Raw genomic sequence first — 25,174 nt, 5'->3', positions numbered from 1 at the left:
CGGCTTTTTCATTCATACACAGATTATTCAACCAATCTCATGGAGCCAAATACGCTTGCATCCAAATAACCCTGGTTGTTTTTGTGACCCTGGGTATCCACTGAGCCCATCATGCTTTCGCGCTGTGCACTGCCATCATTATCGATGTAACTGGCAGAGAATCCCATCAACTTACCGGCTGTGAGCGTCAGCGGAGTATTTGCCAGAGAATCTGAATAATTCTCACCGTAAATACGCACGCGCATTTCCCAATAATGTTTATCGCCGTTGCTGACCATGCGGACATCTATGTGGTCATTCAACAATTTAGGTCCAGAGGTGGTGTAGTCCACAACATCGCCATAGGTGCTGACGTGATACGCCCAGGCACTGGTGTTGTACTGGTGCTGACCGCCATTTTTATTTTCGTCGATAAAAATTTCTACCGTGTCATCTTCCCAATAATTACTCAACGCATCGCGGGTGCGATCGTAGATGCGATCATCGGTAATATCGAACAACAGATACAAATAGTTTTGATCCCACAGGGCTTTGTATTGACCGGTGTAATCGGCGGCGCTTGGATTAGATTGAGTTCCCAACCAGAATACGTTGATCGGTGCCCAACTCGCCTGCGCCCACACAGAGTCCACTGCACCATCTATCACTGGAGCCACTTGCGCCTTGGGCGCGATATACAAGTTGCGGTCAGCAATGCTGGAACTGGATGAGGATCTTGGCAGCGACGAAGAACTCGACGAGCGAATCGACGAACTCACCACACTACTCAGGGATGAAGTGCTCGACATACTACTGCTTACCAAGCTGCTAACCGATGAACTGGAGCGAATGCTGGACGAGCTGGAGCTAGTCATCACACCGGTGTGCGCGCGCTTGATGGAGAACACATAGTCCCACAGTTGCGGATTCATATAGGCGCGCATCCATACTGTGTGCTGCAAGTCATTGCCATTTGGTGGATCACCTGGATCTACCATGGCGGTAGTGCCACGCGGAAATTTATTCATGGTCGCACAACCACCCGCAGTGCGAATTGCACTCACCGTATTTTCGGTATCAGTCACGGAGTTATTTTCATCGCCTTCGCCCTGTTGTGACCAAATAACCACTTTGGAATTGGCAACAGCTTGCGCGTGATTGCTGCTAACTGGATGCCCCGACATAGGTACCGCCGCCGCAATTAAATCAGGCCGGCGCGCGGCCAATTCCCAGGAGCCACCACCGCCCATGGAAATGCCGGTGACATAAATGCGATCAGGATCGATTTGATAAATCGTTTTCAGGTGCTCAATTAAATCCGTCAAGGCTTTGCCATAGCGAGAAGGGTTGCCGCTGATAGAGAAAGGAGCGCCGCCACCTGATGACCATTCGTTACTATAAAATTCACATTGGCATTGGGGCGCAACAATATAAGCGGGTTTGCCTTGGCGATTTTCCGGCGTTAACAACGAATTGCTCGATGCAAAAAATGGCAGCGCGTGGCGCGATGTTAAATGCTCTTCATTACTACCGCGCTCGCCGCCACCGTGTAAATAAATCACCAGTGGATATTTCGCTTGTGGATTGGCAGCAGCCTGTGATGGTTGATAGAGGTTATACGGCAAAGCGATGTTGCCGTTATTGAAGGCCGGCATTTTCACCATCAGCTCGCGATAATTTTTCACCACCTTTTGCGCTTCATCATTGGTGTTGTAGGGCGCCCAGGAGCCAAATTGAGTCGCAGGTGGCGCAGCGGGGCAGTCGGTGCGAACCACATCCGACACTGAGCTACTGGACGAGGATCTCACACTGGAAGACGCTGGCACTGACATGCTGCTCGCCGACGAACTTAGAACCGACGAACTTGCCCTGGATGACGATAAACTCGAGCTAACGGCAGAGCTTGTGGCCCGCACCGAGCTGGACGCCGCAGAACTTGAAAGCGCCGTACTCGAGAGCGATGAGCTGATTACCAGACTGCTGGAACTGCGCATAGAACTGATGGAACTGCGTACTGAACTTGAGGATGCTGCACTGGAGACCGGATCAAGGCTTGGGTATGCATTTCTCACCAACAATTGGAACGCTTCCGGGAACCAACGGCCTGCAACCGGGGCATTGGCGAGGGCACCTGTGCCCAGGTTGGAATTATTGCCTTCGGTAAAGGTGTACGTTGGGTCGCACATGCGATCAAAGCCCTTGGCCGGATCCAGTGGATCAAACGACAACTCCAGGGACGATGCACCATCAGATTCACCTGGCGGTTTCACCCAAACATAGGCGTCCAGACCCGGTGCAGGCGTGGCTTGTGGGCGCTCACCAATACCACCGGGTTGGTTACACCAATTGCCTCGATGGATACGACGATCAACGCGGGATTGATCGACAAAGGAATCAACCTGGGTACTGGTGGATTGCGCTGTTGGACGATTCGGACCACCCCATCCGTTGCGCGAGGTGTCGACCAACATGCCGATAGATTGAGGGAATCCCGCCGCAATCATTTTGGTTCGCCAAGCTTGCACAAACGCTACTTCGCTAAAGTGCGGATTCCACTCATAGAATTTTGCCTGACGCACCTGAGTGCCACCACCGCTGCCCGGCATAGCACTATTCGCCAACGAGTCCAGGAAGGGTTCGTACACAGGTGTGTAACCCGATGTATTAGACACAAAGCCGGCAATGGAGCGCACACCATTGGTGGTGCCTTTGATTGCATTGGCGATCAAAGTAACCGCCTTAGTGAAGTTATCATCCCAACCCAACCAACCTGAGTGGCCGATATCCACATAGCTGTAGACGTTTGGAATTTGCGACAGTTTATTGAGCGTGTACTGCGTATTGGCAATATACCCATGCGCCGCATCGGTCGCGAGCTGACAATCAGGATCACTTAGATTCGTCACGAGGTTGGGCAATGAGTCAGGTTCAATGATCGCAATAATGCGCAGATTGCGGTATTTGCTATCAGCGAAAATATTCGCCACTGCATCAATGTATTCACTGCGATAACGCGCGCTTCCGTTTGGTCCCTGGGTCAATTCACCGTTAGACGCAAGTGCATGGCAATCGCGATTGGGCAGGTCATAAACAACTATCTGAATCAGGTTCGCGCCTTGCTCCAGAGCTGCATCCAAATGATCACGCAAACCGAAGCCTTCTGCAGGATCTATCGCCCCAATGCGATCCATCCAAATAGCGGTGTTGTAGTTGGCAATTTTATCGCCACCAACTTCACCACGGGCTTTTGCTGACCAGTTGGGATCAATGTACCAGCGCGCACCCACAAACGGATTATCCAATGGATGTGCATCGATTGAACTGACCGAACTGCTTGTGCGCGAACTCATACTGCTCGACACCAGACTGGAGGATGCAACTGAGCTAGAGGACGCAACTGAATGCGAAGAAAGAACTGAACTGGACGATACAATTGAGCTGGACGATGCAACCGAGCTAGACAGTGAAATTGAGCTGGATGATCGCGATACGCTCGTGAAAACGGCCGAACTTGAAGACGCTATGCTACTGGAAGTGAATACCGCCGAGCTGCTCGTTGCCGGGACTGATGAACTACTCGACGTGCGCGCACTGCTGCTGGAGGATGGAATACTGGAAACCGCACCACTACACACACTGCCCGTTACACTGGGTCGTTGGGCGGGCGCGTTAGCCACACCTTTATTGCCCTGTACACCAAACTCAACCGTCTGCCCGGGATTTATCCGGTCGTTCCAGCCCATGCCGGTCGCGGTATAAGGATTACTTCCGCTAATGTTGGCGTTCCAACCTCCAGTGCGGGTTGAACCGTCGGTATAACGCCAGGAAACAGACCAACTGCTAATTGCCGTTTGAGCGTCATTCGTGATTCGCACAGCGGCAACAAAGCCATTGTTCCATTCACTTTGCACAACGTACTCGCAGCGGGCTGCGTAGCTGGAAGCAGAATGCAGTGCCAGCATTCCACAAAAAGTCGCAGCAAAACGCCGCAACGGAATTTTTGAGATTTTCATTATTCCCTCGATTACAAGGTGATTTACTCAGAGAGCCTATACAGCAGGCGATGAAGGCATGGTGATGCGATGCGGAGCGCATTATCGAGTTACGCACCGGAAAAAAGCGGAATGGGTTCAAGCAAATTGGATTGCGGAGAAAATTGTGGCAGCTCAATATTCAGATGCAGAGCTAATTTTTTTCTAACAAACAAATAGTTCATTAGTGGCAAACTTTGCCTGTGTAGAGCAGCAAAAAAATAGGAGTACCTGCAGGTGCAGGTACTCCAACAACGAAAATAATGTTTACTTTACCGCGGCGTTCACGTGATCCAGCAATTCCATCGCCGCAACAATTAAATGGTAGAGCGTGCTGGCGGGCGCTACATCAACGACCACTTCATCATTGGCACCGCGCTGGTCCACATAGGAGCCCGGTGTTGATGCACACAAATAATAAGTAAATAAATCGTCCACGCCTTTAACGGCAATGGCTTCGGCATTAGGGTTACCTTCGCGAATTTGCACCAGGCTGGCTTTGATTAATTCGGTAATACCCCAGCAGCGTTTGTTGCGATCGATAACGTCACCCGTGTATGACACCGCATCAAATAGCAAACCGGATTTATCCATACCGATTTCCAAACCGCGCGCGTAAAGCGCTTTGGTGTAATGCGCAACCGGGCGACCGGTGCGGCGGTGATACCAATCCAGCAGCCAAACCCATTCCATCATATGGCCGGGTTCTACCGTATCGCCTTTGGCATTGGGTAAACGAGTCCAGCTATCGTCGAAAAATTCAAACAACACGCCGTGAGTTTCATCAAAAAAATGTGACTGGAAGAGCGCAAATAATTCGCCAACGCGCGCTAAATATTTTGCATTGCCGGTTGCATCGTAAAGCGCGAGGAAGGCTTCAAATAAATGCATGTGCGGATTCTGGCGGCGACAGGCGTAGGCGTAATCGCCTTCGATCCAACCACCCACGGCGGAACCGAAGTGCGCATCCAAATGCGCAATTAATTTATCCGCTTCATCAAGATAGGATTGTTCGTTGAACGCGCGATAACACCAGGCATTGGCGAGCAAAAAGAAGGCGTGATCGTAGAGGTCTTGCTTGGTATCTACTACCACAAAATTGTTATCCAGCAGATGTGTGTAACCGCCACCTGCCGTTGGATGCGCGGCAACATTGTGCACGAACGTCAGCAGGTTTTTAGCAACCGGTTTCCCCTGCTCACACCAACCGCGATGGTAAGCCGCAGCAAAGAAAAATGCTTGGCGCGCTTGCACCCTCACGCGCGTACTGGACTCGAGGTCCGGTAATCCGGCCGGGGTTAAACGCTCATAATTGGCGTTGGTCTTGGGTTCAATTCCACGCTCCAGCCACAGTGGCAGGGCATCGTTTTTAATCCAGCTTTCTAGTCGGCTCGCGGCCGCACGCAATGCTTGTGACATAAGAGAGTTTCCCAATTCGCAGCGCCGCCCCTGGCGAGAAATGAAGTGAATAGGCTGATTGCGGCTGAAGTGCAGAAGCATTTTGCGGGAGGATTCACTAGGGCGCAAATGAAAAAACCCCGGCAAGCCGGGGTAGAAAAAAACACAACAGCGGGCTATGGCTGAACAATTAATCACTAACATACAAGGATATTCGGAGCCTGGTGATTGAGCATTCAACCAACAAAACTGTAACCGATTACCACTGCATAACCATGAATAAAAAGGCCTTAGCGACGCCATTATTATCAAAAATGTAACCGATTACAATCAATTTATGCAAAAAGGGTAAAAAAGTCGTCGCGTACACGTTAAATGGAATGGATCGCCAATGTGATATAGCTCCCACGGCCAGTGTTAACTGAACCGTGGGTTAGCGTTATTGCGGCAGGAAATCGAAGGTTTGGGTAATGGTTGTGCGCGCCACATTGGATGCTGGAAATGTGATGAGCTTAATACGCTGGAGGATCTTGCTCTCTAACGCGGAATCACCTAATTCACTCGATACCAGACTCGCCTCGACAATTCGGCCATTGGGGTCGATCACTATTTTCACCACCATCTTGCCTTGCAGGGCAGGATTTTGGCGCAGGGCGCGGTTGTAAATCGAATAGATAGCACCTTTGTGCTGCTCCATGATCTTGCGGATTTCCTCCTCACTGCGCGCTGCACCGCCAGCACCATCGCTATTGCCCGCTTTAGCTGCACCGGTTTTTTTACCCGCTTCAGCGAGACCGCTTTTCACCTTGGTCGTCTCACGCCCGGACAATGCAACTCCGCCGGTATCGCGACTCATGGCAGCGGTATTGATGCCACCACTGGCAACCTTGGCGCCGCTGGTAATCATGGCGCGATCAACCTGAGCTGCTTCACCCGTACTATTAGTCACAGTAGTCGCTGCCGTTTCTATCGCCGAGGTTTGCATCATCTCGCGCATTTCAGCGAGATCATCCTTAAATTGGCTCACCTGGCTTTCAGCCTGCTCGCGTGCGCGCTCAACAGCTTCCTTGGGTGGTAACTTGGACGGCTGCCTGGGCTTTTCAACTGGCTTGGGCTCTGGCTTTGCTTCCACCGGTTCAGGCTTTTTTTCCTCGGGTTTCTTTTCTTCCGGTTTTTTCTCTTCCGGTTTTGGTGGTTCAATCGGTTTTGGTGGTGGAAGCTCCTGCTTTTCCAGCACCACACGCGCCAGTTGCGGCGGTAGCTTTTCTTTTTCAGCGCGCGCCAATTCCGGGACTTTAATAACCGTGACCACCACACTCACCGCGAGCAATACAACAATGCACACCAACAAAATTTTGTTGTAGCGCTTGTCGTCATCAATCGACGAGCTCCAGGGTAATTCCAAATTCAGGGCAAGAGCCATATCAGCCTCCCCCACCGGAATTAGCAGGCAATTCCTTTTTGGTGACGGCGAGAGAAATATCGCGATACTCAGCAGCAGCACAGGTTGCCATAATTTTCTTCAGCAACTGATAAGGCACTTTTTGATCCGCCATGATGGTTACCGGGCGGCCAGTGAGCTTATCTTTTTCAGCCAAGGGGCCAGCGCGCTCAGCCTGGTATTTCAATTCCTGCTGCAAAGGCGCGTACAAATCGCTGGTGGACGCTATCAGATCAGTCACTGTACCTACCGCACGGCCACCCACCACCACGTCAGTCGCGCTAACTAATACCACGAGATTATTTTCCGGTACCTGTTCAGAAAAAGACGCGGGCAATTTAATACTTTTATCGGTTTGCAATACTTCTACATCACCGGAATTCACCAACAGGAAAAATACCAAAATGGTAAAAATATCCATCAAGGAAACCAGGTTTAACTTGGAGGCCTGATTCAAACGGCGGTGATGTTTAGCCATACGCTTGGCGCGCAGCGACTGTTTCATTGCGCACCTCCCGCTGGCGCTACCGCACCGGTGGACTGACCTGGCGGAGGAGCATCACCCAACGAAATTTCCGGGAATAATTCTGCATCAACGAGATTAGCCGCTACCACGGCTTTAAACGAGCGCACGGTATCCATAGTGGTGACGAGCGTTTGGTAGTCGGTGTCTTTTTCCGAGAGAATATAAATATCTTTTTTCTGGATGCCTTTGTCTTCCAGCAGGCGTTTTGTTTCTTGCAACACACTCGCCAGCATTTTGAAATCATATTCGCCATCAGCGGTTTTTTCGACCCACTTTAATTTAATGCCTGCCGGATAATTCACTTCAAATTTATCGGCGCGAATAATTAATTCGAGTTGTTGTGGCGGCTCCTCCGTCATAGGAACACTGGAGTCAGCCATATCCGGTAATTTTAAATCCAATACCGTGGTGCGCGAGAGCACCATGCTCATCAACAACACCGGTACCAATATGATCATTAAGTTCATAAAGGAGGTGATGTCGAGATCAGGGTCCTCTTTAATTCGCCGTTTAATGCGCATGAGATTGAACCTCGCTCTTACAATTCAACAGGTTCAATCGTTATTGTGCAGATTGTGGTTTGGTAGCACCGGTATCCTGCGTACGGGTACGCGGTACATCCTGAACATGGGAAATAATATTCAGGCACTTAACGCCCGCCATTTCCAGGCTATCAATAATTTCTGTGGTTTTGCTTTGCAACATTGAGTGGATCAACAATAACGGAATTGCCGCGACCAGACCAAACGCCGTGGTATTCATTGCAACGGCAATTGATGACGAGAGCAGTGCTGCTTTTTCTGCCGGGTCGGCGCTGGCAACCGCCGTAAATGCCTGGATCAAACCGATAATGGTACCCAACAATCCCAGCAGGGTAGCGATATTGGCGAGGGTCGCGAGATACGCGGTGCGCTTTTCCAAACGCGGCATGGCCTCCATAACACCTTCCTCCATCGCCAATTCAATATCATCGCGACGTGGCGATTGGGCCATGCGCGCGATACCGGCAGCGATAATACGCGCGATAGGGGCATCGCTGGATTTACCGACATTCAGCACACCGTTGTAATCCTTTTTTTGCAACAGCGGCAAAATACGATCAAACGCTTGGCGATTGGAACTCTTGGCATTCATTAAAACCAACCAGCGTTCAATCGCAATCGCCAACCCCACTACCAATACCACGGCGATGGGATACATGAAGGCGCCGCCTTCCTGGAAAAAACGAATCAGAGAATCCATAACCAAAGCCTCACAATAAAAATGTTTTAAGTTGTATTCGTGTTTAAAAGAAATTACTCAGCCGTGCTATCGTCCCACTCGCCCGATGCTTCCAGGCTGCGCTGCATTTCATCGCGCTCTACGTGACCAAATACTGCTTCTTGCTGGCTACTGAGCATCTCCATTTCCAAATCCGGACTGGTGGGCGACTGCCAGGGGAGGATATACATCACCCGCGGTTGTTCCTGGTTGCCCGTTACCGTAGTACGCAGATTAATATTGGCTTCGCGCACCATTTTTTTTCCGCTTGCATTTGTTGATGCGGTTTTATTGTCCGCATCAGCTTTTGCTGGCGCGCTGGCAGCCGCCGACTCAGCAGATGCCTCGTTCGTTTGCGCGAGCGCCGGCAAACTGACAATAATCGACACAAAGCAACAGACTTGGGCAAATAATTTACTCATCGCTAGCCTCTTCAACGACTTCACTCGACTCTTTTACCGCTTCACTCGTCGCTGCTTCTCCATCAGCGTCAACATCTGCCGCCGCATTTTCTGTGACGGGTGTCGCTTTCGGTTTGGGCGCAATCCCCAAACGTCGCTGCAAATCCGCAATCCAACCGGTCACTTGCTTGTCGCCATCGCCGCGCAATTGCTGGTAAGCCTCAAAGTGCACCAGGGCCTCGGCATTTTTGCCGAAATACAAATCATAAAGTATGCCGATATTGCGATGACTTTCCGCATGGAAGGGCCAAATGCTTAAGGCCTTTTTATAATTGCTTTCTGCATCATTAAAGCGCCCCTGTTCGCGCTGCAAAATAGCCAACTGGTTGTAAGCATCCAGATTAGTGTGGTTGGCATTGATCGCGTCGGTAAACGCCTGCTCCGCACGTTTATCTTCTTTCTGTGCACGGTAGATCAATCCCAAATTCAAATAGGCACCAGACAATTTGGTATTTTGCGCTACCAATTGTTGCAGCAAGGTTTCCGCCTGCTGCCATTGCTTGTTGCGCATCGCGCGCGTGGCATTGGCAAATTGTTGCGCGGCGGCACTGCTGATTGATGGTTTATTTTGCAAATAAGGATTAGGGGTAACCGGCCCTGCCGGCAGAATAGATGTACCTGCTGGTACAACCGCTACCGGCTCATCAGCTGCCGGTTTTTTGCCAGCCGTTTTTTTCGGTGCCGACGACGAACAGGCCTGCAGTAAGATGATTCCTGCCATCAACAACCAATAGCGTTTAGTGAATCTCATCGCTCACCTCCAAACGCATTTCAGATTTGTTGTAACGGCCGGGCAATAATTTGGCGAGCGCCGCAAAGCTGCGTTTTACGCCGGCATCGTAAGTGCCTTTCCAGCTGCGCTGGGCATTGGCCTGATGGATTTCAATCGCCTTTTCCTCAAACGGATAAGCCTGTTCCTCCAGTAAAATTTCGTATTGCTCCAGCGCTAATTCATCCAGATCTTTGGGTCGCTGCGAATTCATCAGGTCGCGACTCAATTGCGCATAGACCTCGCCAATTTTAAAACTGGCTTCGGTGGTAAATTCACTCACGCCATAGGCAAGGATTTGCTCCTGGGCTTTAATTGCTTTTTCCATAGCTGCACGCTTACGCTGCAAGCTGGCTTTTAGCGGAAGGGTCAAGGATATGCGTGCAAATTCATCGTAACTCGCCTGGGATATTTCAGTCTGCGCGCTCGCCGCTAACCAGGTTGAGCGATCAGACTTCTCACTGCCCGCGCGATTGTGCGTATTCACAATATTCTGCAACCAGTAATTGCGCTTATCGCGATTGGCGGATGCTTTGTATAACTCTGTTAATTTAAATTGCGCTTCCAGGTTATTCGCCAACGGCCGAGGATATTGCGTAGCGTAACGCTGGTATTGTTCGATGGCCTGTGAAAGCTTGCCCGATTTTTCGTACAACTCAGCGCCCATATAGAGCGACTGGCGTTTTACATCCGGATCAGTACTGGTGCGCTCCATCACCACTAACTCATCGGCAGCTTGTTGCCATTTATTCTGGTTTTGATAGATCAATACCATTTTGGCCGGCAGCGTTGCCGCTAATGCATGTTGCGGATATTTTTTTCGGAATGAGGTGTACACATTTTCCGCTTGGGTCCATTTTTCCTGATCCATTAAATAAACACCTGCATCGTACTGCGCTTTAATCGCCACTTCGGTATCCGGGGTGACTTGCGTAATACGCAGCAGTTGCGCAATCGCCGCATCCTTATCGCCAAATTCAAGGCTCGCCTCCGCCTGGCGATAAATACTGGCGGCAATGCGTTCGCGCACTTGTTGCGCACTGGGTGCGCCGGGGGTTTTACCATGGGCGGGCAGTAAATTTAATACCTGCACATAGGCTTGTTCCGCCGCCGCATATTCTTTGGTTTCAAAACGGCTATGCCCCAGAATTAACCAACTGGTAAATTGCAGCGAACCTTCCGCCGGTGGCTGCCAGGCAATCACCCGTTCGGCGATGTTTTTTGCATCCACGTAGCGATTTTGTTGCAGTAAATCGTTCGCTGCTTCTGCCAATACCACCACCGCGCGCGGATCATTTTTGTAAACATCGGCAAAGTTCAACGCATTTTGTATCTTGCGATTTTGCCATTCTTCCATGCGATTATCCGGCAGGCTGCGCGCCGACTGTATTAATTGCTGCGGAATTAAAATTGCGGCGTAGCCGGCGTCGGCTCCGCGCAACTGGTCCATGTAGCCATAGGCAACTTGCTCATAGGCTTCCATGGCGGGAATTAAATCACCGGATTCATTCAAACATTCGGCTAGCAAAAAGGTCATCTCTGCAACCTGCGCATCCTTGGCAAAGGTTTGCACAAATTCGCGATACCATTTTGCCGCGCGCGCAAACGCGGCTGTGGAATCCGCTTTATTGGTTGCCTTTAAAGTTTGTGCCTGGGCGTGTTCGTATTGCGCTAGCTCTTGCAGGGATTGATGCAAGTAGGCGAGCGCATTGTCGCCGATTGCACCTTTCCGTTGCGTCCAAAAGTTGCTGCTAATTCCATAACGCTCCACAAATTCCTGTTTGGCAGGCAGGATTAAACTGGGGAAGTCGCCCTGTTGGTAAACATCAATCGCTTTAATGCTAAAGCTGGGCGAAAAATCGGAATTGGGGTTGTGCTGCACAAAATGCTGATAGGTTTCAGCGCTATCCGTGAAGCGCTTTTGCTCCAGATATAATTGACCGAGCTGTTGGTAAAGCAAATATTCGTAAGCGCGTGGGCCACCCAACGCGAGCTGCAATTCGCTAATGGATTTTGCACCGTCCAGATACGATAATGACAGCCCCATAACACGTAACGTATCTTTTACCAGATTCGCTTTGGAGAGCCCAATATCGGTTAGCGCCGCATCCACATCTTGCGGATTGGTGGCGTGACCAATTAATTGATCGAGCACGCCGGCAAATGATTTCAGTGCGAGGTCGTAATCACCACGCTTAAATTGCGCCCAACCTTTCATATAGAGTGCGTTTTGTTGCAGCTCCGCATTATTGCCTTTTACCACCGCATCGTAGTTGCGCTCGGCAGCTGCGTAGTCACCATCGGCAAAAGATTTCTCCGCGCGGCGAAATTGTGTCTCCGCCATAAATGGCGAATCGGGATTGGTTTGCGCTAATTGGTCGAGGATCACCGACGCCTCTTCAGTGCGTCCATCGAGTGACATCGCTTTGGCCAGCTTGTAGCGCAATTGATCCGGCTGAATACCTTTAGCGGATGGCGCCGCCGCGCCCTGCATTTTTAACAGCTCATTGTAGAGCGCAATCGGCTTGTCATACTGACGACGGGTATCAGTTGCGTCCAGCTGTGCTTTTTCACTGCGCGCCATTTCAAGGTCGGCAATACGCACCATAATTTGCTGACGCAAGGCCGGCTCTTCCGCGGCGGCGAGTGCACGCTGATAACTCTGTTCAATGCGCGCCATATCCAATACTTCTACTTTGGTTTTGGCATTGGGAATTTTTGCATCGGGCAAATCCGCCAGCGTTTTACCGCGTCCATCGTCGCCAATGCCGAAGGTACCGCAACCTTGTAAATGAACGCTGCTGGCGATAATGAGCGCGAGTAATGTCACTCTTGTCGTGCGCGACCGGGTTGACTGTTTAGTGAGGAAAATCATTCGGGTTGCTTCCTCAATTCGGCATCATACAAACGCGCCACCGCGAGATGCGCCTGCGCTAAATAATTGTTCAGGCGTTTCTCGTGGGTTGCGAGCTGCGCATCCACTTGCTCACGTAAACTGGCACTCTGCTGGTCAATTAATTGTTCAGTGTGCTGCAAATTACTATTCACGTCTTTGCGCAACACATCCAACCGAGCCAACACGGGCTGAATGTCCATGCTGGTGAGCGTGACTTCTTCAATTCGCTGGCGTGTTGCCGCGACAGTGGCGAGCGCATCGTCAATCGTTTTTAATTCGGCGTGCTGTTCTGCCATCCGCTCTGGAAATGCCTGCGCCGCACGCCACAGCAAAATACCTTTAAACATATTCAAGCGCGATTCCACATCGGCTGTGTTCTGCCCCGCCGCCTGCATTTGCTGAATTGTTTTTTCGCCGCGCTCGATCCGCTGATAGAGTGCACGCGTATCCTCATCAGCCAGCGCGATATAATTTTCCGCGCTCGCAATAGTTTGCAACCGCGCGGCAAGCTGATCTCGTTCAACACTTAACGTCTGCTGTTTTTTGGCCAATAATTGTTGCGCGCTTTGTTGCTCGTGACGGCTGCGGCTTGCTTGTTTTTCCAACAACAGTTCGCGATAGGCCTCCAGTTTGGGTTGCCATTGTTGCAAGAGCGTTTGGATGCGCAGCAAATCGCGCAAATCCAGCACAGAGGTTTGAAATGAATTTTTAGCAAACAATTCATTTAAGTACGCGGAGCGCGTTTTGATCACGCTGGTTTTATCCAGCTTGAGCCAGTTTTGTCCATCATCGGTAATGACCGCCGTAGGTGCTCCCTCGGCCGTGCCATCACCGCGCAGAATTTTTTTTGCCTCTTTATCCGAAAATGCTTCGCTGCCCACCAACGTCAGTAATTCACCTTGCGTAAGGGTTGCGCGCATCTCGCGAATTAATTGTATTTCACGGGCAAGCAGCTCTTCAGCGGTGTGATATTCCTTAACGGCTTCGCCTTGCGCATCCAGCTTTTCGTAAGCGTAAGGAATGGCAAGTAGCGATTCCTGCACCGCGGGTTGCATTAAACTGCGCTGGCGCAATACCTGCCAGGGCTTAAGCGCAACGGCGTATTCCTCTTGCGCAACAGCAGCCCAACCGTAACCAAGCAATGCCTGATTGGCGAGCGGACCTTCCAGGCGCACTTTGGTGAATTCACGAATCGCCGCGCGGTATTTTTTTTCTGCCAGAAATGAATAGCCAAGTGCGGTATAGGCTTTATCTTGCAGCGCCCATTCTTCTTTCTGACGCGAAGGGCTAGCGGAAATGTCGATATCCGCCAGCTCCTCGAAAAACTCCTGCGCACTTTTAAAGTTGCCTGCGCGCGCATGAGCAGCGCCAAGGTTATAAAGTGCGTAAGGATTCCAGCTGCGTAATTCCTCAAGGTCTTCGGGTTTGACCTCGGCAAAGTTATTGTTACGAATACGAATATTGAATTGCAGTGCCTGCAATTGAGCGCGCAGGGACGGTTTAAAGTTGCTACTGACGCGTGCAAAACTTTGTTCTGCCGCTGCCTGATCCCCGCGAATGTAATGCAATTTGCCTAAATAAAACCAGGCCGCATCGCGAACATGCTCGGGGCGACGTTCATCTTGCAATATAGTGGTGAATACACTTTCTGCGTGATGCTGCATACCAAACGCGAGGCTGATGCCGCCGGCAATCAATTCCGGATTATCGCTGTGGCCCTGAATTCCATCGCGTGTGTCAGCGACCATGAGTTCAGAGAGCGCTGGAATATAATCCTGCTGGTAGTAGTGGTAGAGCGCCACACCGTAGCGTAAATCTGCCACTGAGGTTTTCATCTTTTCTTTTGCCTCTACGCCCGGAAGACAGGCGAGGCTCGCCAGTGCAAGCACGAGCGATTGATGCCGAAAGAGCGCAGCGGCACGCATTACATTTGCCATTGCTTAATAGTAAATTCCGGTTGCAACTGCGCGGTAGAATCCACTATGCGCAATTCCAGCACTACCGGATCTTGCGCCTTGCTGATCACCAGTTTTGCGCCGCGTTTGTAATCTTTTTGGGGGCCGCGCCCGGTAAAAAAGGCGCTGATTTCATGCTCGCCAGTTTTTAAATTGCCGACATACAAACGCTGCACGCCGCCGCGAAACAGGGCTTTGGTTTGCTTGTCGGTGTAGAGCTCGCTCGCTACCAATTGGCCATCAATTTCCAGTTTGATTGCATCCAAATTAAAGAAAGCGCCCAAATCCATGGACACGTACACCGCCACCTGCGTACTGGCGGGATAGAGCAGCTCCTCTTCCAGAATGAGTAAATCGCGATTGAGGGTCAGCACCGATTCTTTCAGGGACTCCACATTACCCGCTTCCTGCGCCAAGGCGCGCAGCGGACTAAGCAGCAAGGGGCACAGCGACAACAGCACAGCCAGGCGCAACCAATGGCGCAGGGGTTGAATCATGTCTCTCTCCAGTTTCACATCAGGCCAATAGTTATCTCAGCCCGGGATTTTTTGTCAGCGCGCCCATTGCCGCTGCCTGTTTTTGACACTCACAGCTACCGTGAATAAATCATTCTAGAAGCCAATCCGGATATTGGATGTGACTTTGAGCACAGTTGATCTGGCGCTTGAGTGATTTTTTTTAGGCGATGATCACGCCCTGCACAAAAGTGACAAGGCCGGTCAAAAAGTGAGAATTAAGGATAGCTTAGATGGTTTTCGGAGAGGGACAACTCCTCCGCTATTTCCCAGTGTTTATAGCGGAGGAAGGGCTTACAACAGGAAATTACTCGGTGATACGGATCGTATCCAGATAAATATAGCCGGAAGGCAAAGGGGTACCCGTAGCGTAAACATGAATGGCCAACTTGCGTACATCACTGGCGTTAAAACCACCGGCAAAGCTACTGCCCAATTGCGTGCTAATCATTACCCACTCTTTATCGGGAAATGCCTGGCTAGTGAAACGCTCAGTCGCTGCTTCACGCCCGGCACCATCTGTCGCCACCAACGCAAACTCCATTGGATAGGCGAAGCCAGAAACAATGCTGGAGAGTAATTTGATTTGCAGACTTGCCGTTTTGTTTTTGATGCTAATTGGCTTGCTCAGTTGCGTTTCCAATGCCCAGTGATCCAGACTGCTGGTCCACTCTGGAAATGCACCCAAGCCCTGAGAAAGATGTTTGTGAATCTCACTGATTCCACCCGCGTAATTTACAAACTTCCAGTTGTTAGCCGATGCCTCGGTATTGAAATGCTCCACGAACACTTCTTTGGATGAGGAGATGCTGCCGGCCCCTTTGATCCATTGGATGTTATCCAGTTGGAATACAACCCCTGTTTGCACACCGTCATCAATAGACGGGCGAATCATGAAACCGGTATTAACTTTTTTCAAATCCAGACCATCACGGACCAAATCGGCGACTTTAAGCTCAACCGTTTGCCACTGATTTAGAAAACTGACAGGAACCTTGGCTGAATGCGACAAGCAGGGCCACACACACTCTACTACCACTTCAAATAACATTTGCCCTTTATTCGCGTCGTAGGCGTTGCCGAAACTCTGCACGTTTATATCAAACTTAATAGTGCCCGTTGCGTAATCACTGCGATCAGTCGGCTCGGTATTGAGGTAGATCTGGCTATTAAAACCACTCTTTAAACCAAAGCTCACCTCAACAACTTTGTTGCGTCCCGCGGCCGGGGAATCCACTAATTTCCACTGCACGTTACCGGCATTGGCTTCAGTGGTATATTCGGAGCCCTTACCCGTAGCGACTTCGTAATTGAAGGCTTTGAAAACACCCCAGCTCTTGTTCACGCAATCGGCAAACAGCGTTCCCTCGGTGCCGCAATTGCCCCCGATAGGGTTGCCCCCAATAGGTGTTGATGAAGAGCTACCGCCCGATGAAGAGCCACCGCCCCCACCACCGCCACAAGCGCCCAATAACAAACTGATGAAAAGAAGTCCCCAATAAAATTTCATAACTACTCCTTGAGAGAGAAAACGAGAAAACATAAACGTGTGATAGGAAAAACGCGAGGAGAGAAGCGCAGCCGCTATTGTACGAAAATTTGCGCGTCACGCGGCCAGAAAAAAAGTGATCTTATAGGCAAATCTATTGTGGAACGGCCAAACCCTGACTGTAGAGCACCTTACCTTCGGTGGTAATAACTACCGCGTCGAAGCCGGGCAACTTATTGATCAGCGCCAGGCCTTTGTCTACCCCCAAAATAAACACGGTGGTAGAGAGAGCATCCGTATCTATACCCACCGGCCCAATAATCGTCACACTATTAACACCACTGACTGGAGATTTCCCCGTGCGCGGGTTGATGATGTGATGCACACGCTCACCCTTATCATCGATAAAGTAGCGCTCGTAATCACCCGACGTGGAAACAGCAACATCTTCCAGAGGCAAGGTAATTGCCACTTTGTCTGCGCGCGGATTTTTAATTCCCACCAGCCAGGGGCGACCCAATTTATTTCCCATCACGCGACTATCTCCGCCGGCAGTAACGCTCGCATGACTAACGCCGAAACCTTTCAGTATTTCGATCGCTTGATCTACTGCATAGCCTTTGGCGATGCCACCCAAATCGATATACACCTTGGGGTGTTCAAACCAGAGAGTGTTATTTTTTTTATCCAAATGAATAAAGTGGTAATTAATGGCCGGTAACAATTCTTCGCGTTGCTGCTCGCTGGGCGTTAACTTTTTTCGGTAATCGTAATAGCGCGCGAGAGATGCGAAAGTGATATCAAACACACCATCACTAAGGCGGCTGTAATAGAGGGATTTATCGATGATACGCGCTAGCTCAGCCGAAATTGTTAATGGCTTTTGCGCGCTGGCTTTAGGGGCGAGCTGATTAACTTTATAGAGTTCGCTGGTTTCAATGTAGGGACTGAAGGTCGCATCAATACGGCGCATCTCGTCCATTACGGCGACCACTGCTTGCTCGGCTTTTACATCATCATCCAGATACAAAGTAACACTAACTTTGGTACCCATGATGTCTTGGGTATCGCCGTGCCATTTTGCCTGAGCACACCCAGCGACAACACAGAGCAACAGTGCGCAGAATATCCGCCACATAAATTACAAATTCAAGTCGACACGGTAATGATGTTTATTTTCAGCATCCACTTTTTCAAGCTGGGCAAACATCGCCAATACATCTTGCGCATTGGCCGATTCGAAAAAGGTCTGAGGGCCGGCAAATTCTCCAGTCACCCGGCCCCCTGCCGGTGCGGCCAATTCAATCTGCAAATTCACCTCCAGCGGGCCAGAAAGCTGGAACAGTTTTGCGCTGACGCCGTTGTTACCATTATCGACCAATTCAGCCGCATAACTTCCTATATCCAACCAATTTGTACCGGTGTTTACTCGCGCACCACTCCACGTGAAATTGCCTTTTAACTTTCCAAGCACATTGCCGCGCAACTGCAGTGAATCTATATGAGAAGAAAACTGGCCTTGAATGGGTACGGGAATTTTGCTTTGCAATATCGACGATGGCACGGAGATATCGGCATTGTGCACCTCGACCTCTCCATTTGCACCGGCACAAACCTCACCGGTAAATTCTTGCGCGGGCAATTTGGTGGCTACCTGTGCGCAACGTGTTATCAGTGACAGTGGATTTAATTTCCAACTTAATTGCCCGAGCGAGTGCTCCTGACCATTCATTTGCAAACTGGCGAGACTCGCCTTGCCATTCCACACGCTGCCGGTAACACCGCTCATCGCCAAACCTGTGCCGCGCGTTAATACCCACGCGCCCCAAATGGCGGGAATATTACTCAGCACAAACACCAGAAACAGCACAACACCCAAGCTGATCCAGAGTTTTTTCTTGGCTTTAAGTAAATCGGGAATGCTGCTCATAGAATTTTCTTTTTAATTTCTGTTAACAAAGTCGAGACGCGCTGCTATCGAACAACGGATATATCGTGTTTATCACTGCGCTTTTTGCAGGCGCAAATTAACGGTGACTTGCCCAGGGTCATTAGTGGAGGCCAGGGACAAATCCGTTACGTTAATGCCCTGCTTGTATTCCATTTCGTATAACCATTGCATCAAGGGTTGGTAGGCAGCTTTATCCAGACGAACACGAACTTCACCATTGGCTCCAGGCTGCAACAGACTCATTTGCAGCCCATTATTGCGCAAGCTGGAATCAATCAAACCGTTAATATTTTCATTCGTACTCGCATTGCCCTGTGCACGCAATTGCTGGATTTGCGCGGCAAGAATTTGCACCCGCCCCAGGGTTTGGGTGGAGCTGGTGTTAGCTTGATACAACTGATCGCGCTTTTTCTGGATTGGTGTAAGTAACAGCAACCACACCAGGTACAGGACCAGCACCACCGCGCACGCAAGAATCATGGTCTGCTCGCGGCGATTGTATTTGTTAAGCAAATTTAAAAACTGGTTCATCAAATTTTCCTCAATGAGTGGATCAACTCATCGATTACTGGGGATTTTTAGTTATTTTTAACCGCGCCGTTTGCACGTTGCCCTGAGCATTTGCACTGAGCACTTCCGCATTAAAACCCTTATCGCGAATACTTTGTGCGAGCGCCTCAAATGTCGCGAAGCTATCGGCCTGCACATTAATATTTAACTCGCCAATTTCGCCCACATACGCGATACCTTTAATGCTCACATTAGGCACTGCTGAAATTTGCGGTAACACCACCGCCAACAACTCCATAACACGACCCGACTGGCTGGTGGGCTGCAGTTGTTTCAGTACTGTATTAAGTTGTTTTTCCGGATCAACCATGCGCCCTTGCGGAATAACCCCGCGCGCGGCCGCTTCAATTTGCTGGCGAATTTTTAAATTCTCGCCGCTCAATTTTTGGATTTCGAAAACCATAGTGCCGAGATAAACCAGCGCGCACACGCCCGCAAAAATCGCAACGGATTTCCACAGTTTCCACCAGCGTTCGATGGGCAGTCGCTGTGAGAAATCGCCCTGACATAAATCAATTGCACTGCTACCAAAATCCAGACTCCAGGCATCGGCCAGCGTCTGGGAGCTAATTGAAGTTTGCAATTCGGCGGGAATTACTTCGCTCAGGCGCGCGAGATCCTCATCGCTGGCCGCACGCAGATGCAAGGCGGGCAGGCGATCCACTCGCTCTTGCGAGGCTAGCAATAATGACAGCGCCATGCGTGCGTGTGCTTCCGCCACACTGAAGCCCAACGTGGGGGCGTAGCGCAAATAAAATTGGCCATCATAAAGACCCAGCGACCAGTGATTGTATGCGTCGCCGGTAGCTTCAGCAGCCAAAGGTAATACCTGGGGCGCAGACCAACAGCGAGTAACTTCAATTCCCAAGGTCGCCAGTTCCGCAAATACTGCCTGCAGCCAGGTTTTATCGGTGTAAGCAACAACCACGCGACCATCGGCAGGATTACCTAGCGCAAAATGCAGCTCCTCGACATCGCCCACGACCGACTCTTCGAGTTGGAAGGGCAAAAGATTGCGCAGGTGCTTTTTTTCTTTTTCACTGTATTCCAGCTCACGCGTGCTAACACTGGCACCGGGCAATATCAACCAAGCCGATTGGTTAGTACCACTACGTTCTCCCAGTGCCGCGCGCAGGGCTTCACGGTCACCGCTTGCAGCGGTATCCGTTTGCGGCTGGCCATCGGTCCCCAGCCAACACCAGCGAAACCAATCGCCCAATGTTTTACCATCGGTGGAGCTATCTACAGAGAGCAGCAGTTGCATTGACATAATTTGCTCTGATCACTTAAGTAAATTGTCGTTATTGATCGTTAACGTCTTATTGGATGGCGGATTTACTCAACCAGCTCGGTTTCGCCATCCTCATCCTCTTCTTCATCGCCGTGGCGCACAGAGCTGGGCAACTCATAAACATCTTCACGCTGGATTGCCTTGAGCGTCGGACGCCCCTGAAAATCATCGCGTGTCATCAGGCTACGCATACTGCGGCGTTGCTCAACCAACTGCACTGTGGCGTTAAGCCAAAAAAACGTCGCCTTTACGTTCAGCCCCTCTACATTTTTGCCGGGAAATGCCGTCTGGATTGCAGACTGTTCGGTGAACCCGGTTTCAGGGCGAGCGGCAAAAATCTGTTTAAGATCTGACTCGGGTGCGGGCGATAACGAATTGCTGTCATTGATCGTTAACAGTAAGTTATTGATCATTTTAGTCCCGCGTACCACCGGCTCCATCGTATTAATATTCATGCCCACCCCGGGTTGCGGTAACACCGTGATAAACGGCATTAAGCGCAAAACTAATTGTGGGTTTTCATGAAAACCTCGAATCAAACGCAGTTCATCGACTGATTTAAACGGCGCATTAGCCGGCATATAGGGTTCGGGCATACTTTGATAAAAATTCGACTCAGCGCCGCCTTGGCCGGATTCGTTTTCATCCGCATCAATCCAGTCCACTACCGCTTCCAGCAAATACTCTGCCTGATCCTGCCCAAGCGGTATGTCCGGAAAGGTTTGTAATAACCGGATAAAACGCCGCTGCTGCTCCGAGGTATAGCGTTCAGGGCTACCCATTGGCTTATCACCGACCAATGGAGAGGCTAGATCATTCAGGTTGAGCTGGGTGGTAGCATCGACCAGTTGCGCAACACCAGAAACACCCTCGTCCTCAATTGGAAACTCCGTGTCCCAACCCTCACCCAGAAAATCAGTCGCTTGATCGCGATCCACTTCGGCAAACATCAACTTGGCCACTTCTTCCGTGCCTTCCAAAAAGGCTCGCGCCTGAGCGCCATGCCAGCGAGCCTCAGCACGCGCAAGCCCCAACTGGTATTGCGCAGCAAACTTGATACTCAAGGCGGCCACTAGGGCGACAATCAGCAGCACCAACACCAGCACGGTGCCGCGCTGCGCGCTATTGCGGCGGCTGAAATTGCTCTGGCAAGGCAAACAAGCGCGCAATTGTTCCTACCCCTTTGAGTTGAATCGTAATTTCTATCGCCAGGGGCAAGCCCACAGCACCGGTGGTTGCATCGGGCCAATCCTGCAGCCAATCGTCGGTAAATTCACGGCCTTCCAGCGCGCTTTTGCCACGCGAGGCTATAGCGCCCTGGTGCAGAAAGCGGATTTGCACGTCTTCGACATCTTCCAGAAGCAACTGATGCAAGCCGTCATCTTCTTCCAGATCCACATCCGCCAGCAGGAGGTTGTATTCCGGGGCAAAGTCACGCCACAGCTTTCCATCCAGTAGGCGATACTCCACCAATTGCAGGTCGCTGCGTTGGCGGTTTGAGAAATTCACCCAGCCTCTGCGCTTGAAAATCAACAGCACTTGATCGGCGTCTTCACCTGACCCGTTTAGGCTGTCGCCCTTAAATATCCAGGTTCGGTCAGTACCAATCGGTGGCACTATGTGGCGCAGGTCAGTTCCGATAATCTGCCAGGCACGGTCAATTTTATTAATTTCATTCAATACTTCGTTGGTGCGTGTTGCACCGCGATCAGCGGAGTCCAGCGACTGGAATGCCATTACGGCGATGATTGCCGAAATCACCAACGCGATCATGACCTCTAGCAGGGTAAAACCCCGCTGCCGGCTATTGCAGCTGCTGGGTGAATTCAGGATCACTGATATACCCCGTCAACAGCGCCATCGCCGGTTTGTCGTTATCCACTATTGTCCGCCCCAAGGTTGGCCCATCGGCCACTCCCAATAGACGTACCGCAATTTCTATGCGCTTAAAGCCCGGTACCGGCAACGTATCCATAGCGATGGTTTTTTGCTGCCACTGCCAGCGAAATCCGGCCAGATCCACTACTCCGGAATCTTTTTCTGGTACTTTGTAATCCACTAGGCGTTTTTGCATTTTTTGCTGTTGCAACAAGCGGATTCGGGTCAATTGGTTTTCCGCTACCCAATAGGCATAGGTTTTATCGCGAATTGCTCCCGATCCATCCAGTTGGGTCATAACCAACGTAACCAACGCCGGGAGGGCCATAGCTACAATCATCAGCGCGATCATCGCCTCCAACAGGGTAAACCCCGCCTGTTGCTGATCATGTTGGCGTCGGATAAAGCTCATCGACCTTTGCGCTCCGCTTCGAGTCGCTCTTCTTCGTTAACCCAATGAATTTCACCGGTCGCATCCAACTTGAATTTCTGGGTTTCCACCTCGTCATCCATATTGGTTTGACTGGCAAAAATGGCGATTTCAGTTTCCGCCGTAGCATCGCCACTGGGGAAAAAGCCGATCACCGGATCCTGAAATTCCAGCTCCGGGTCATATTCCCACAGCTCTTCATCAATCGTAAATTCAATCGCCAGGCCTTCCGCAATACAGTGGGGAGTTAGCTCGGTCAGGTCTTGCCAGGCGCGGTCGCGCACTCGCCGCCAGATGTAACACCATTGTTCCTGAGCATCCACATCCTGGGCTGGGCGCAACTCGACAAATAAACCATAGGTTTCGCCTTTTAGTACCGCCTGCTCAGCCACGTAGGTGGTTTGTAACATGAACTCATCGGCTTCCTTGCGCGCCTTGTCAGCCGCGGCATTGCCACCGACTGAAATCGAAATGACCCCCACCGCCATGCCGATGATAAATACCACCACGATGATTTCGATCAGGGTAAAACCCTGTTGGCGGGGGTTCACACGCAATATCCGCTACCGATTATTCTGCATCCCACACGCTGATGTCGGCATTCTGGCCTTCACCACCGCTCACACCATCAGCACCGAGACTGTAGATGTCGTATTCGTGACCTTCACCAGGACTCATGTACTGATAGTCATTGCCCCATGGGTCTTTGGTGAGGTTATCAATGTAACCAGACTCTTTGTAGTTGCGTGGTACCGGTGCGATGGAGGGCTTGCTCGCCAGGGCTTCCAGACCTTGCTCGGTCGTGGGATAGGTGAAGTTATCAATACGATAAAGTTTGAGTGCCGTTTGCAGGGAGCTAAAGTCCGCGCGCGCTTTCTGGATATTGGCCTTATCGAGGTTATCCATCACGTTAGGTACCACAATCCCCGCCAGCAAACCAATGATGATTACCACCACCATGATCTCTACCAGGGTGAAACCCGCCTGACGGGCACTGGCCTTAAGGCCGGACATACGCGCTCTTGTGTTCATAGTGTTCTCCTGGAACCGCATTTAGCAAATGTTTGTGAAGGAAATCCGTATCGGCGACCCGCTTAACTTAGCTTGGTCATTTCGAAAATAGGCGTGAGAATTGCCAGTACAATCAAGCACACGGCACCACCCATAAAAATAATTGTGGCCGGCTCAAGCAGCCCCATGGCCACCCCCAGCATCATCTCCAGCTCCCGCTCCTGATCTTTGGATGCGTTATCCAACTGCTGTGGCAGGGTGCCGTTGGTTTCCCCGCTCGCTACCAACTGAACCAACAGAGGAGGAAAGTTTCCGGTATTTTCCATCGCGCGACTCAAACTCATACCCTCGCGCACCGCCGCAGCAACCTGATCGCAGGCCTCTTGCAAGATTTTATTTGTCATCACCTGACCGGAAATATTTAACGCCTGCAGAAGCGGTACACCACTCGCCGATAACAAACTGAGTGTTGCAGCAAAACGCGCCGAGTTAATTTGCTTCACAAGTTCGCCAATCACCGGCAATTTCAACTGCACCACATGCCAAGCGCGCAATCGCTTGGGATCTTTCATCAAGCGTTTGATCAGGTAGTACACCCCGATCAGCACGACAAATAAATACACGCCGTAATTGATCAAAAAATTACTCGTAGCAATCAGAGCCTCGGTAAGTGCCGGCAATTCACGCTTGCCCTGCTCAAATATTTTTACCAACTTGGGCACGACCAGCACCATCAAAGCGACAATTACTGCAAGGCTCACAACCAGCATTACGATCGGGTAAATCATCGCCATTTTGATGCGTTGCTGCAGTTGCTGGCTGGTCTGGGTGTAATCTGCGAGCCTTTCCAACACCGGGCTTAAATAGCCAGAGCCTTCACCGGCACGCACCAAGGCGCGGTACATATCGTTAAATGCAGCAGGATTATCACCCATGGCCTGGGCGAGACTAAAACCTTCCAATACACGCGTACGCACTTGCAATACCACACGTTTAACATTGGCTTTTTGCGATTGTTTGGCCGTAGCGTGCAAGGCTTCATCCAGCGGCAAGCCGGACTTTACCAAGGAGGCGAGCTGGCGGGTAATCAAACTTAAATCGCGCACACTGAGCTTGGCAGCGCGACGACGGAAAGTCGCCGACAGGTTCAGCCCTTCACCGCTAGCAGTTGCCGGAGCTTCACCGGTGGCGCTCACGACCTCTAATGGCTTAAGCTTTTTGGCGCGCAACTGGGTGCGAATATGCCGCTCGGAGTCACCTTCAAGAATCCCCTTAACGGTTTTTCCTTCTTCGTTCAGCGCTTTGTAACTGTAGGCACCCATG

22 protein-coding genes are annotated in these 25,174 nt (G+C 50.8%); all 22 read right to left on the bottom strand.

What is annotated here, in order from left to right; translation table 11 throughout:
* Nucleotides 1–23: 23 nt before the first annotated feature.
* On the bottom strand, nucleotides 24–3,992 hold the full coding sequence (locus D0C16_RS18485) for a glycoside hydrolase family 6 protein (RefSeq protein ID WP_151033725.1): 3,969 nt from the start codon (nucleotides 3,990–3,992) through the stop codon (nucleotides 24–26).
* 285 nt (nucleotides 3,993–4,277) lie between these two features.
* Entirely contained in the window at nucleotides 4,278–5,429 is a 1,152-nt protein-coding gene (locus tag D0C16_RS18480; protein WP_151033724.1) for an AGE family epimerase/isomerase, read from the bottom strand.
* Nucleotides 5,430–5,847: 418 nt separating this feature from the next.
* Nucleotides 5,848–6,831, bottom strand: coding sequence for an AgmX/PglI C-terminal domain-containing protein (locus D0C16_RS18475; RefSeq protein ID WP_151033723.1), 984 nt, complete (start codon nucleotides 6,829–6,831; stop codon nucleotides 5,848–5,850).
* Nucleotide 6,832: 1 nt separating this feature from the next.
* Nucleotides 6,833–7,354 (bottom strand): biopolymer transporter ExbD, encoded by a 522-nt coding sequence (locus D0C16_RS18470; protein ID WP_151033722.1) that lies wholly within the window; start codon nucleotides 7,352–7,354, stop codon nucleotides 6,833–6,835.
* Nucleotides 7,351–7,896 carry a biopolymer transporter ExbD gene (locus tag D0C16_RS18465; protein WP_151033721.1) on the bottom strand — a complete coding sequence of 182 codons (546 nt, stop codon included), beginning with the start codon at nucleotides 7,894–7,896 and terminating at the stop codon, nucleotides 7,351–7,353. The genes D0C16_RS18470 and D0C16_RS18465 overlap by 4 nt, the downstream gene beginning before the upstream one ends.
* Before the next feature lie 40 nt (nucleotides 7,897–7,936).
* Nucleotides 7,937–8,617 carry a MotA/TolQ/ExbB proton channel family protein gene (locus D0C16_RS18460; protein ID WP_151033720.1) on the bottom strand — a complete coding sequence of 227 codons (681 nt, stop codon included), beginning with the start codon at nucleotides 8,615–8,617 and terminating at the stop codon, nucleotides 7,937–7,939.
* Between the two features lie 53 nt (nucleotides 8,618–8,670).
* Nucleotides 8,671–9,057 carry a hypothetical protein gene (locus D0C16_RS18455; protein WP_151033719.1) on the bottom strand — a complete coding sequence of 129 codons (387 nt, stop codon included), beginning with the start codon at nucleotides 9,055–9,057 and terminating at the stop codon, nucleotides 8,671–8,673.
* Nucleotides 9,050–9,847 carry a tetratricopeptide repeat protein gene (locus D0C16_RS18450; protein ID WP_151033718.1) on the bottom strand — a complete coding sequence of 266 codons (798 nt, stop codon included), beginning with the start codon at nucleotides 9,845–9,847 and terminating at the stop codon, nucleotides 9,050–9,052. The genes D0C16_RS18455 and D0C16_RS18450 overlap by 8 nt, the downstream gene beginning before the upstream one ends.
* Complete coding sequence (locus D0C16_RS18445) at nucleotides 9,834–12,740, bottom strand: tetratricopeptide repeat protein (protein ID WP_151033717.1); 2,907 nt, start codon at nucleotides 12,738–12,740, stop codon at nucleotides 9,834–9,836. The genes D0C16_RS18450 and D0C16_RS18445 overlap by 14 nt, the downstream gene beginning before the upstream one ends.
* The gene (locus D0C16_RS18440; protein WP_191968543.1) at nucleotides 12,737–14,686 is read right to left on the bottom strand and encodes a tetratricopeptide repeat protein; all 1,950 of its coding nucleotides are present in this window, start codon (nucleotides 14,684–14,686) and stop codon (nucleotides 12,737–12,739) included. Before D0C16_RS18440 ends, D0C16_RS18445 begins: the two co-directional genes overlap by 4 nt.
* Nucleotides 14,686–15,213 carry an AraC family transcriptional regulator gene (locus D0C16_RS18435; protein WP_151033716.1) on the bottom strand — a complete coding sequence of 176 codons (528 nt, stop codon included), beginning with the start codon at nucleotides 15,211–15,213 and terminating at the stop codon, nucleotides 14,686–14,688. The genes D0C16_RS18440 and D0C16_RS18435 overlap by 1 nt, the downstream gene beginning before the upstream one ends.
* A 325-nt stretch (nucleotides 15,214–15,538) precedes the next feature.
* The gene (locus D0C16_RS18430; protein WP_151033715.1) at nucleotides 15,539–16,741 is read right to left on the bottom strand and encodes a hypothetical protein; all 1,203 of its coding nucleotides are present in this window, start codon (nucleotides 16,739–16,741) and stop codon (nucleotides 15,539–15,541) included.
* A 133-nt stretch (nucleotides 16,742–16,874) separates the two neighbouring features.
* Nucleotides 16,875–17,858: an FAD:protein FMN transferase gene (locus D0C16_RS18425; RefSeq protein ID WP_151033714.1), complete on the bottom strand. Its 984-nt coding sequence runs from the start codon at nucleotides 17,856–17,858 to the stop codon at nucleotides 16,875–16,877.
* 3 nt (nucleotides 17,859–17,861) lie between these two features.
* Nucleotides 17,862–18,650, bottom strand: a complete 789-nt coding sequence (locus D0C16_RS18420) for a type II secretion system protein N (protein WP_151033713.1) — start codon at nucleotides 18,648–18,650, stop codon at nucleotides 17,862–17,864.
* Between the two features lie 72 nt (nucleotides 18,651–18,722).
* Nucleotides 18,723–19,202 (bottom strand): type II secretion system protein GspM, encoded by a 480-nt coding sequence (gene gspM / locus D0C16_RS18415; protein WP_151033712.1) that lies wholly within the window; start codon nucleotides 19,200–19,202, stop codon nucleotides 18,723–18,725.
* A gap of 34 nt (nucleotides 19,203–19,236) precedes the next feature.
* Nucleotides 19,237–20,511 (bottom strand): type II secretion system protein GspL, encoded by a 1,275-nt coding sequence (gene gspL / locus D0C16_RS18410; protein WP_151033711.1) that lies wholly within the window; start codon nucleotides 20,509–20,511, stop codon nucleotides 19,237–19,239.
* Nucleotides 20,512–20,576: 65 nt separating this feature from the next.
* The gene (gspK, locus tag D0C16_RS18405) at nucleotides 20,577–21,701 is read right to left on the bottom strand and encodes a type II secretion system minor pseudopilin GspK (RefSeq protein ID WP_225318752.1); all 1,125 of its coding nucleotides are present in this window, start codon (nucleotides 21,699–21,701) and stop codon (nucleotides 20,577–20,579) included.
* Nucleotides 21,655–22,368 carry a type II secretion system minor pseudopilin GspJ gene (gene gspJ / locus D0C16_RS18400; RefSeq protein WP_225318751.1) on the bottom strand — a complete coding sequence of 238 codons (714 nt, stop codon included), beginning with the start codon at nucleotides 22,366–22,368 and terminating at the stop codon, nucleotides 21,655–21,657. The genes gspK and gspJ overlap by 47 nt, the downstream gene beginning before the upstream one ends.
* Complete coding sequence (gene gspI, locus D0C16_RS18395; protein WP_151033710.1) at nucleotides 22,337–22,822, bottom strand: type II secretion system minor pseudopilin GspI; 486 nt, start codon at nucleotides 22,820–22,822, stop codon at nucleotides 22,337–22,339. Before gspI ends, gspJ begins: the two co-directional genes overlap by 32 nt.
* On the bottom strand, nucleotides 22,819–23,391 hold the full coding sequence (locus D0C16_RS18390; protein ID WP_151033709.1) for a prepilin-type N-terminal cleavage/methylation domain-containing protein: 573 nt from the start codon (nucleotides 23,389–23,391) through the stop codon (nucleotides 22,819–22,821). The genes gspI and D0C16_RS18390 overlap by 4 nt, the downstream gene beginning before the upstream one ends.
* Before the next feature lie 19 nt (nucleotides 23,392–23,410).
* Nucleotides 23,411–23,872 (bottom strand): type II secretion system major pseudopilin GspG, encoded by a 462-nt coding sequence (gene gspG / locus D0C16_RS18385; protein ID WP_304487097.1) that lies wholly within the window; start codon nucleotides 23,870–23,872, stop codon nucleotides 23,411–23,413.
* A 62-nt stretch (nucleotides 23,873–23,934) separates the two neighbouring features.
* A complete protein-coding gene (gene gspF, locus D0C16_RS18380) occupies nucleotides 23,935–25,173 on the bottom strand; it encodes a type II secretion system inner membrane protein GspF (RefSeq protein WP_151033708.1) in 1,239 nt (412 codons plus the stop codon).
* Between the last annotated feature and the right edge of the window lies 1 nt (nucleotide 25,174).

Source organism: Cellvibrio sp. KY-GH-1, from assembly GCF_008806975.1.
GTDB lineage: Bacteria > Pseudomonadota > Gammaproteobacteria > Pseudomonadales > Cellvibrionaceae > Cellvibrio.
Note: the sequence above shows the minus strand (reverse complement) of the source record. Positions and strands in the feature narration are given on the sequence as shown.

Excerpts from the sequence above, each read along its gene's own strand:
- gspL (WP_151033711.1), bottom strand. The coding sequence starts at position 20,511 with ATGTCAATGCAACTGCTGCTCTCTGTAGATAGCTCCACCGATGGTAAA.
- D0C16_RS18475 (WP_151033723.1), bottom strand. The coding sequence starts at position 6,831 with ATGGCTCTTGCCCTGAATTTGGAATTACCCTGGAGCTCGTCGATTGAT.
- gspM (WP_151033712.1), bottom strand. The coding sequence starts at position 19,202 with ATGAACCAGTTTTTAAATTTGCTTAACAAATACAATCGCCGCGAGCAG.
- D0C16_RS18450 (WP_151033718.1), bottom strand. The coding sequence starts at position 9,847 with ATGAGATTCACTAAACGCTATTGGTTGTTGATGGCAGGAATCATCTTA.
- D0C16_RS18460 (WP_151033720.1), bottom strand. The coding sequence starts at position 8,617 with ATGGATTCTCTGATTCGTTTTTTCCAGGAAGGCGGCGCCTTCATGTAT.
- D0C16_RS18420 (WP_151033713.1), bottom strand. The coding sequence starts at position 18,650 with ATGAGCAGCATTCCCGATTTACTTAAAGCCAAGAAAAAACTCTGGATC.
- D0C16_RS18445 (WP_151033717.1), bottom strand. The coding sequence starts at position 12,740 with ATGATTTTCCTCACTAAACAGTCAACCCGGTCGCGCACGACAAGAGTG.
- D0C16_RS18485 (WP_151033725.1), bottom strand. The coding sequence starts at position 3,992 with ATGAAAATCTCAAAAATTCCGTTGCGGCGTTTTGCTGCGACTTTTTGT.
- gspI (WP_151033710.1), bottom strand. The coding sequence starts at position 22,822 with ATGAGCTTTATCCGACGCCAACATGATCAGCAACAGGCGGGGTTTACC.
- D0C16_RS18455 (WP_151033719.1), bottom strand. The coding sequence starts at position 9,057 with ATGAGTAAATTATTTGCCCAAGTCTGTTGCTTTGTGTCGATTATTGTC.
- D0C16_RS18440 (WP_191968543.1), bottom strand. The coding sequence starts at position 14,686 with ATGCGTGCCGCTGCGCTCTTTCGGCATCAATCGCTCGTGCTTGCACTG.
- D0C16_RS18430 (WP_151033715.1), bottom strand. The coding sequence starts at position 16,741 with ATGAAATTTTATTGGGGACTTCTTTTCATCAGTTTGTTATTGGGCGCT.
- gspG (WP_304487097.1), bottom strand. The coding sequence starts at position 23,872 with ATGAACACAAGAGCGCGTATGTCCGGCCTTAAGGCCAGTGCCCGTCAG.
- D0C16_RS18465 (WP_151033721.1), bottom strand. The coding sequence starts at position 7,896 with ATGCGCATTAAACGGCGAATTAAAGAGGACCCTGATCTCGACATCACC.
- D0C16_RS18435 (WP_151033716.1), bottom strand. The coding sequence starts at position 15,213 with ATGATTCAACCCCTGCGCCATTGGTTGCGCCTGGCTGTGCTGTTGTCG.
- D0C16_RS18425 (WP_151033714.1), bottom strand. The coding sequence starts at position 17,858 with ATGTGGCGGATATTCTGCGCACTGTTGCTCTGTGTTGTCGCTGGGTGT.
- D0C16_RS18480 (WP_151033724.1), bottom strand. The coding sequence starts at position 5,429 with ATGTCACAAGCATTGCGTGCGGCCGCGAGCCGACTAGAAAGCTGGATT.
- gspF (WP_151033708.1), bottom strand. The coding sequence starts at position 25,173 with ATGGGTGCCTACAGTTACAAAGCGCTGAACGAAGAAGGAAAAACCGTT.
- D0C16_RS18470 (WP_151033722.1), bottom strand. The coding sequence starts at position 7,354 with ATGAAACAGTCGCTGCGCGCCAAGCGTATGGCTAAACATCACCGCCGT.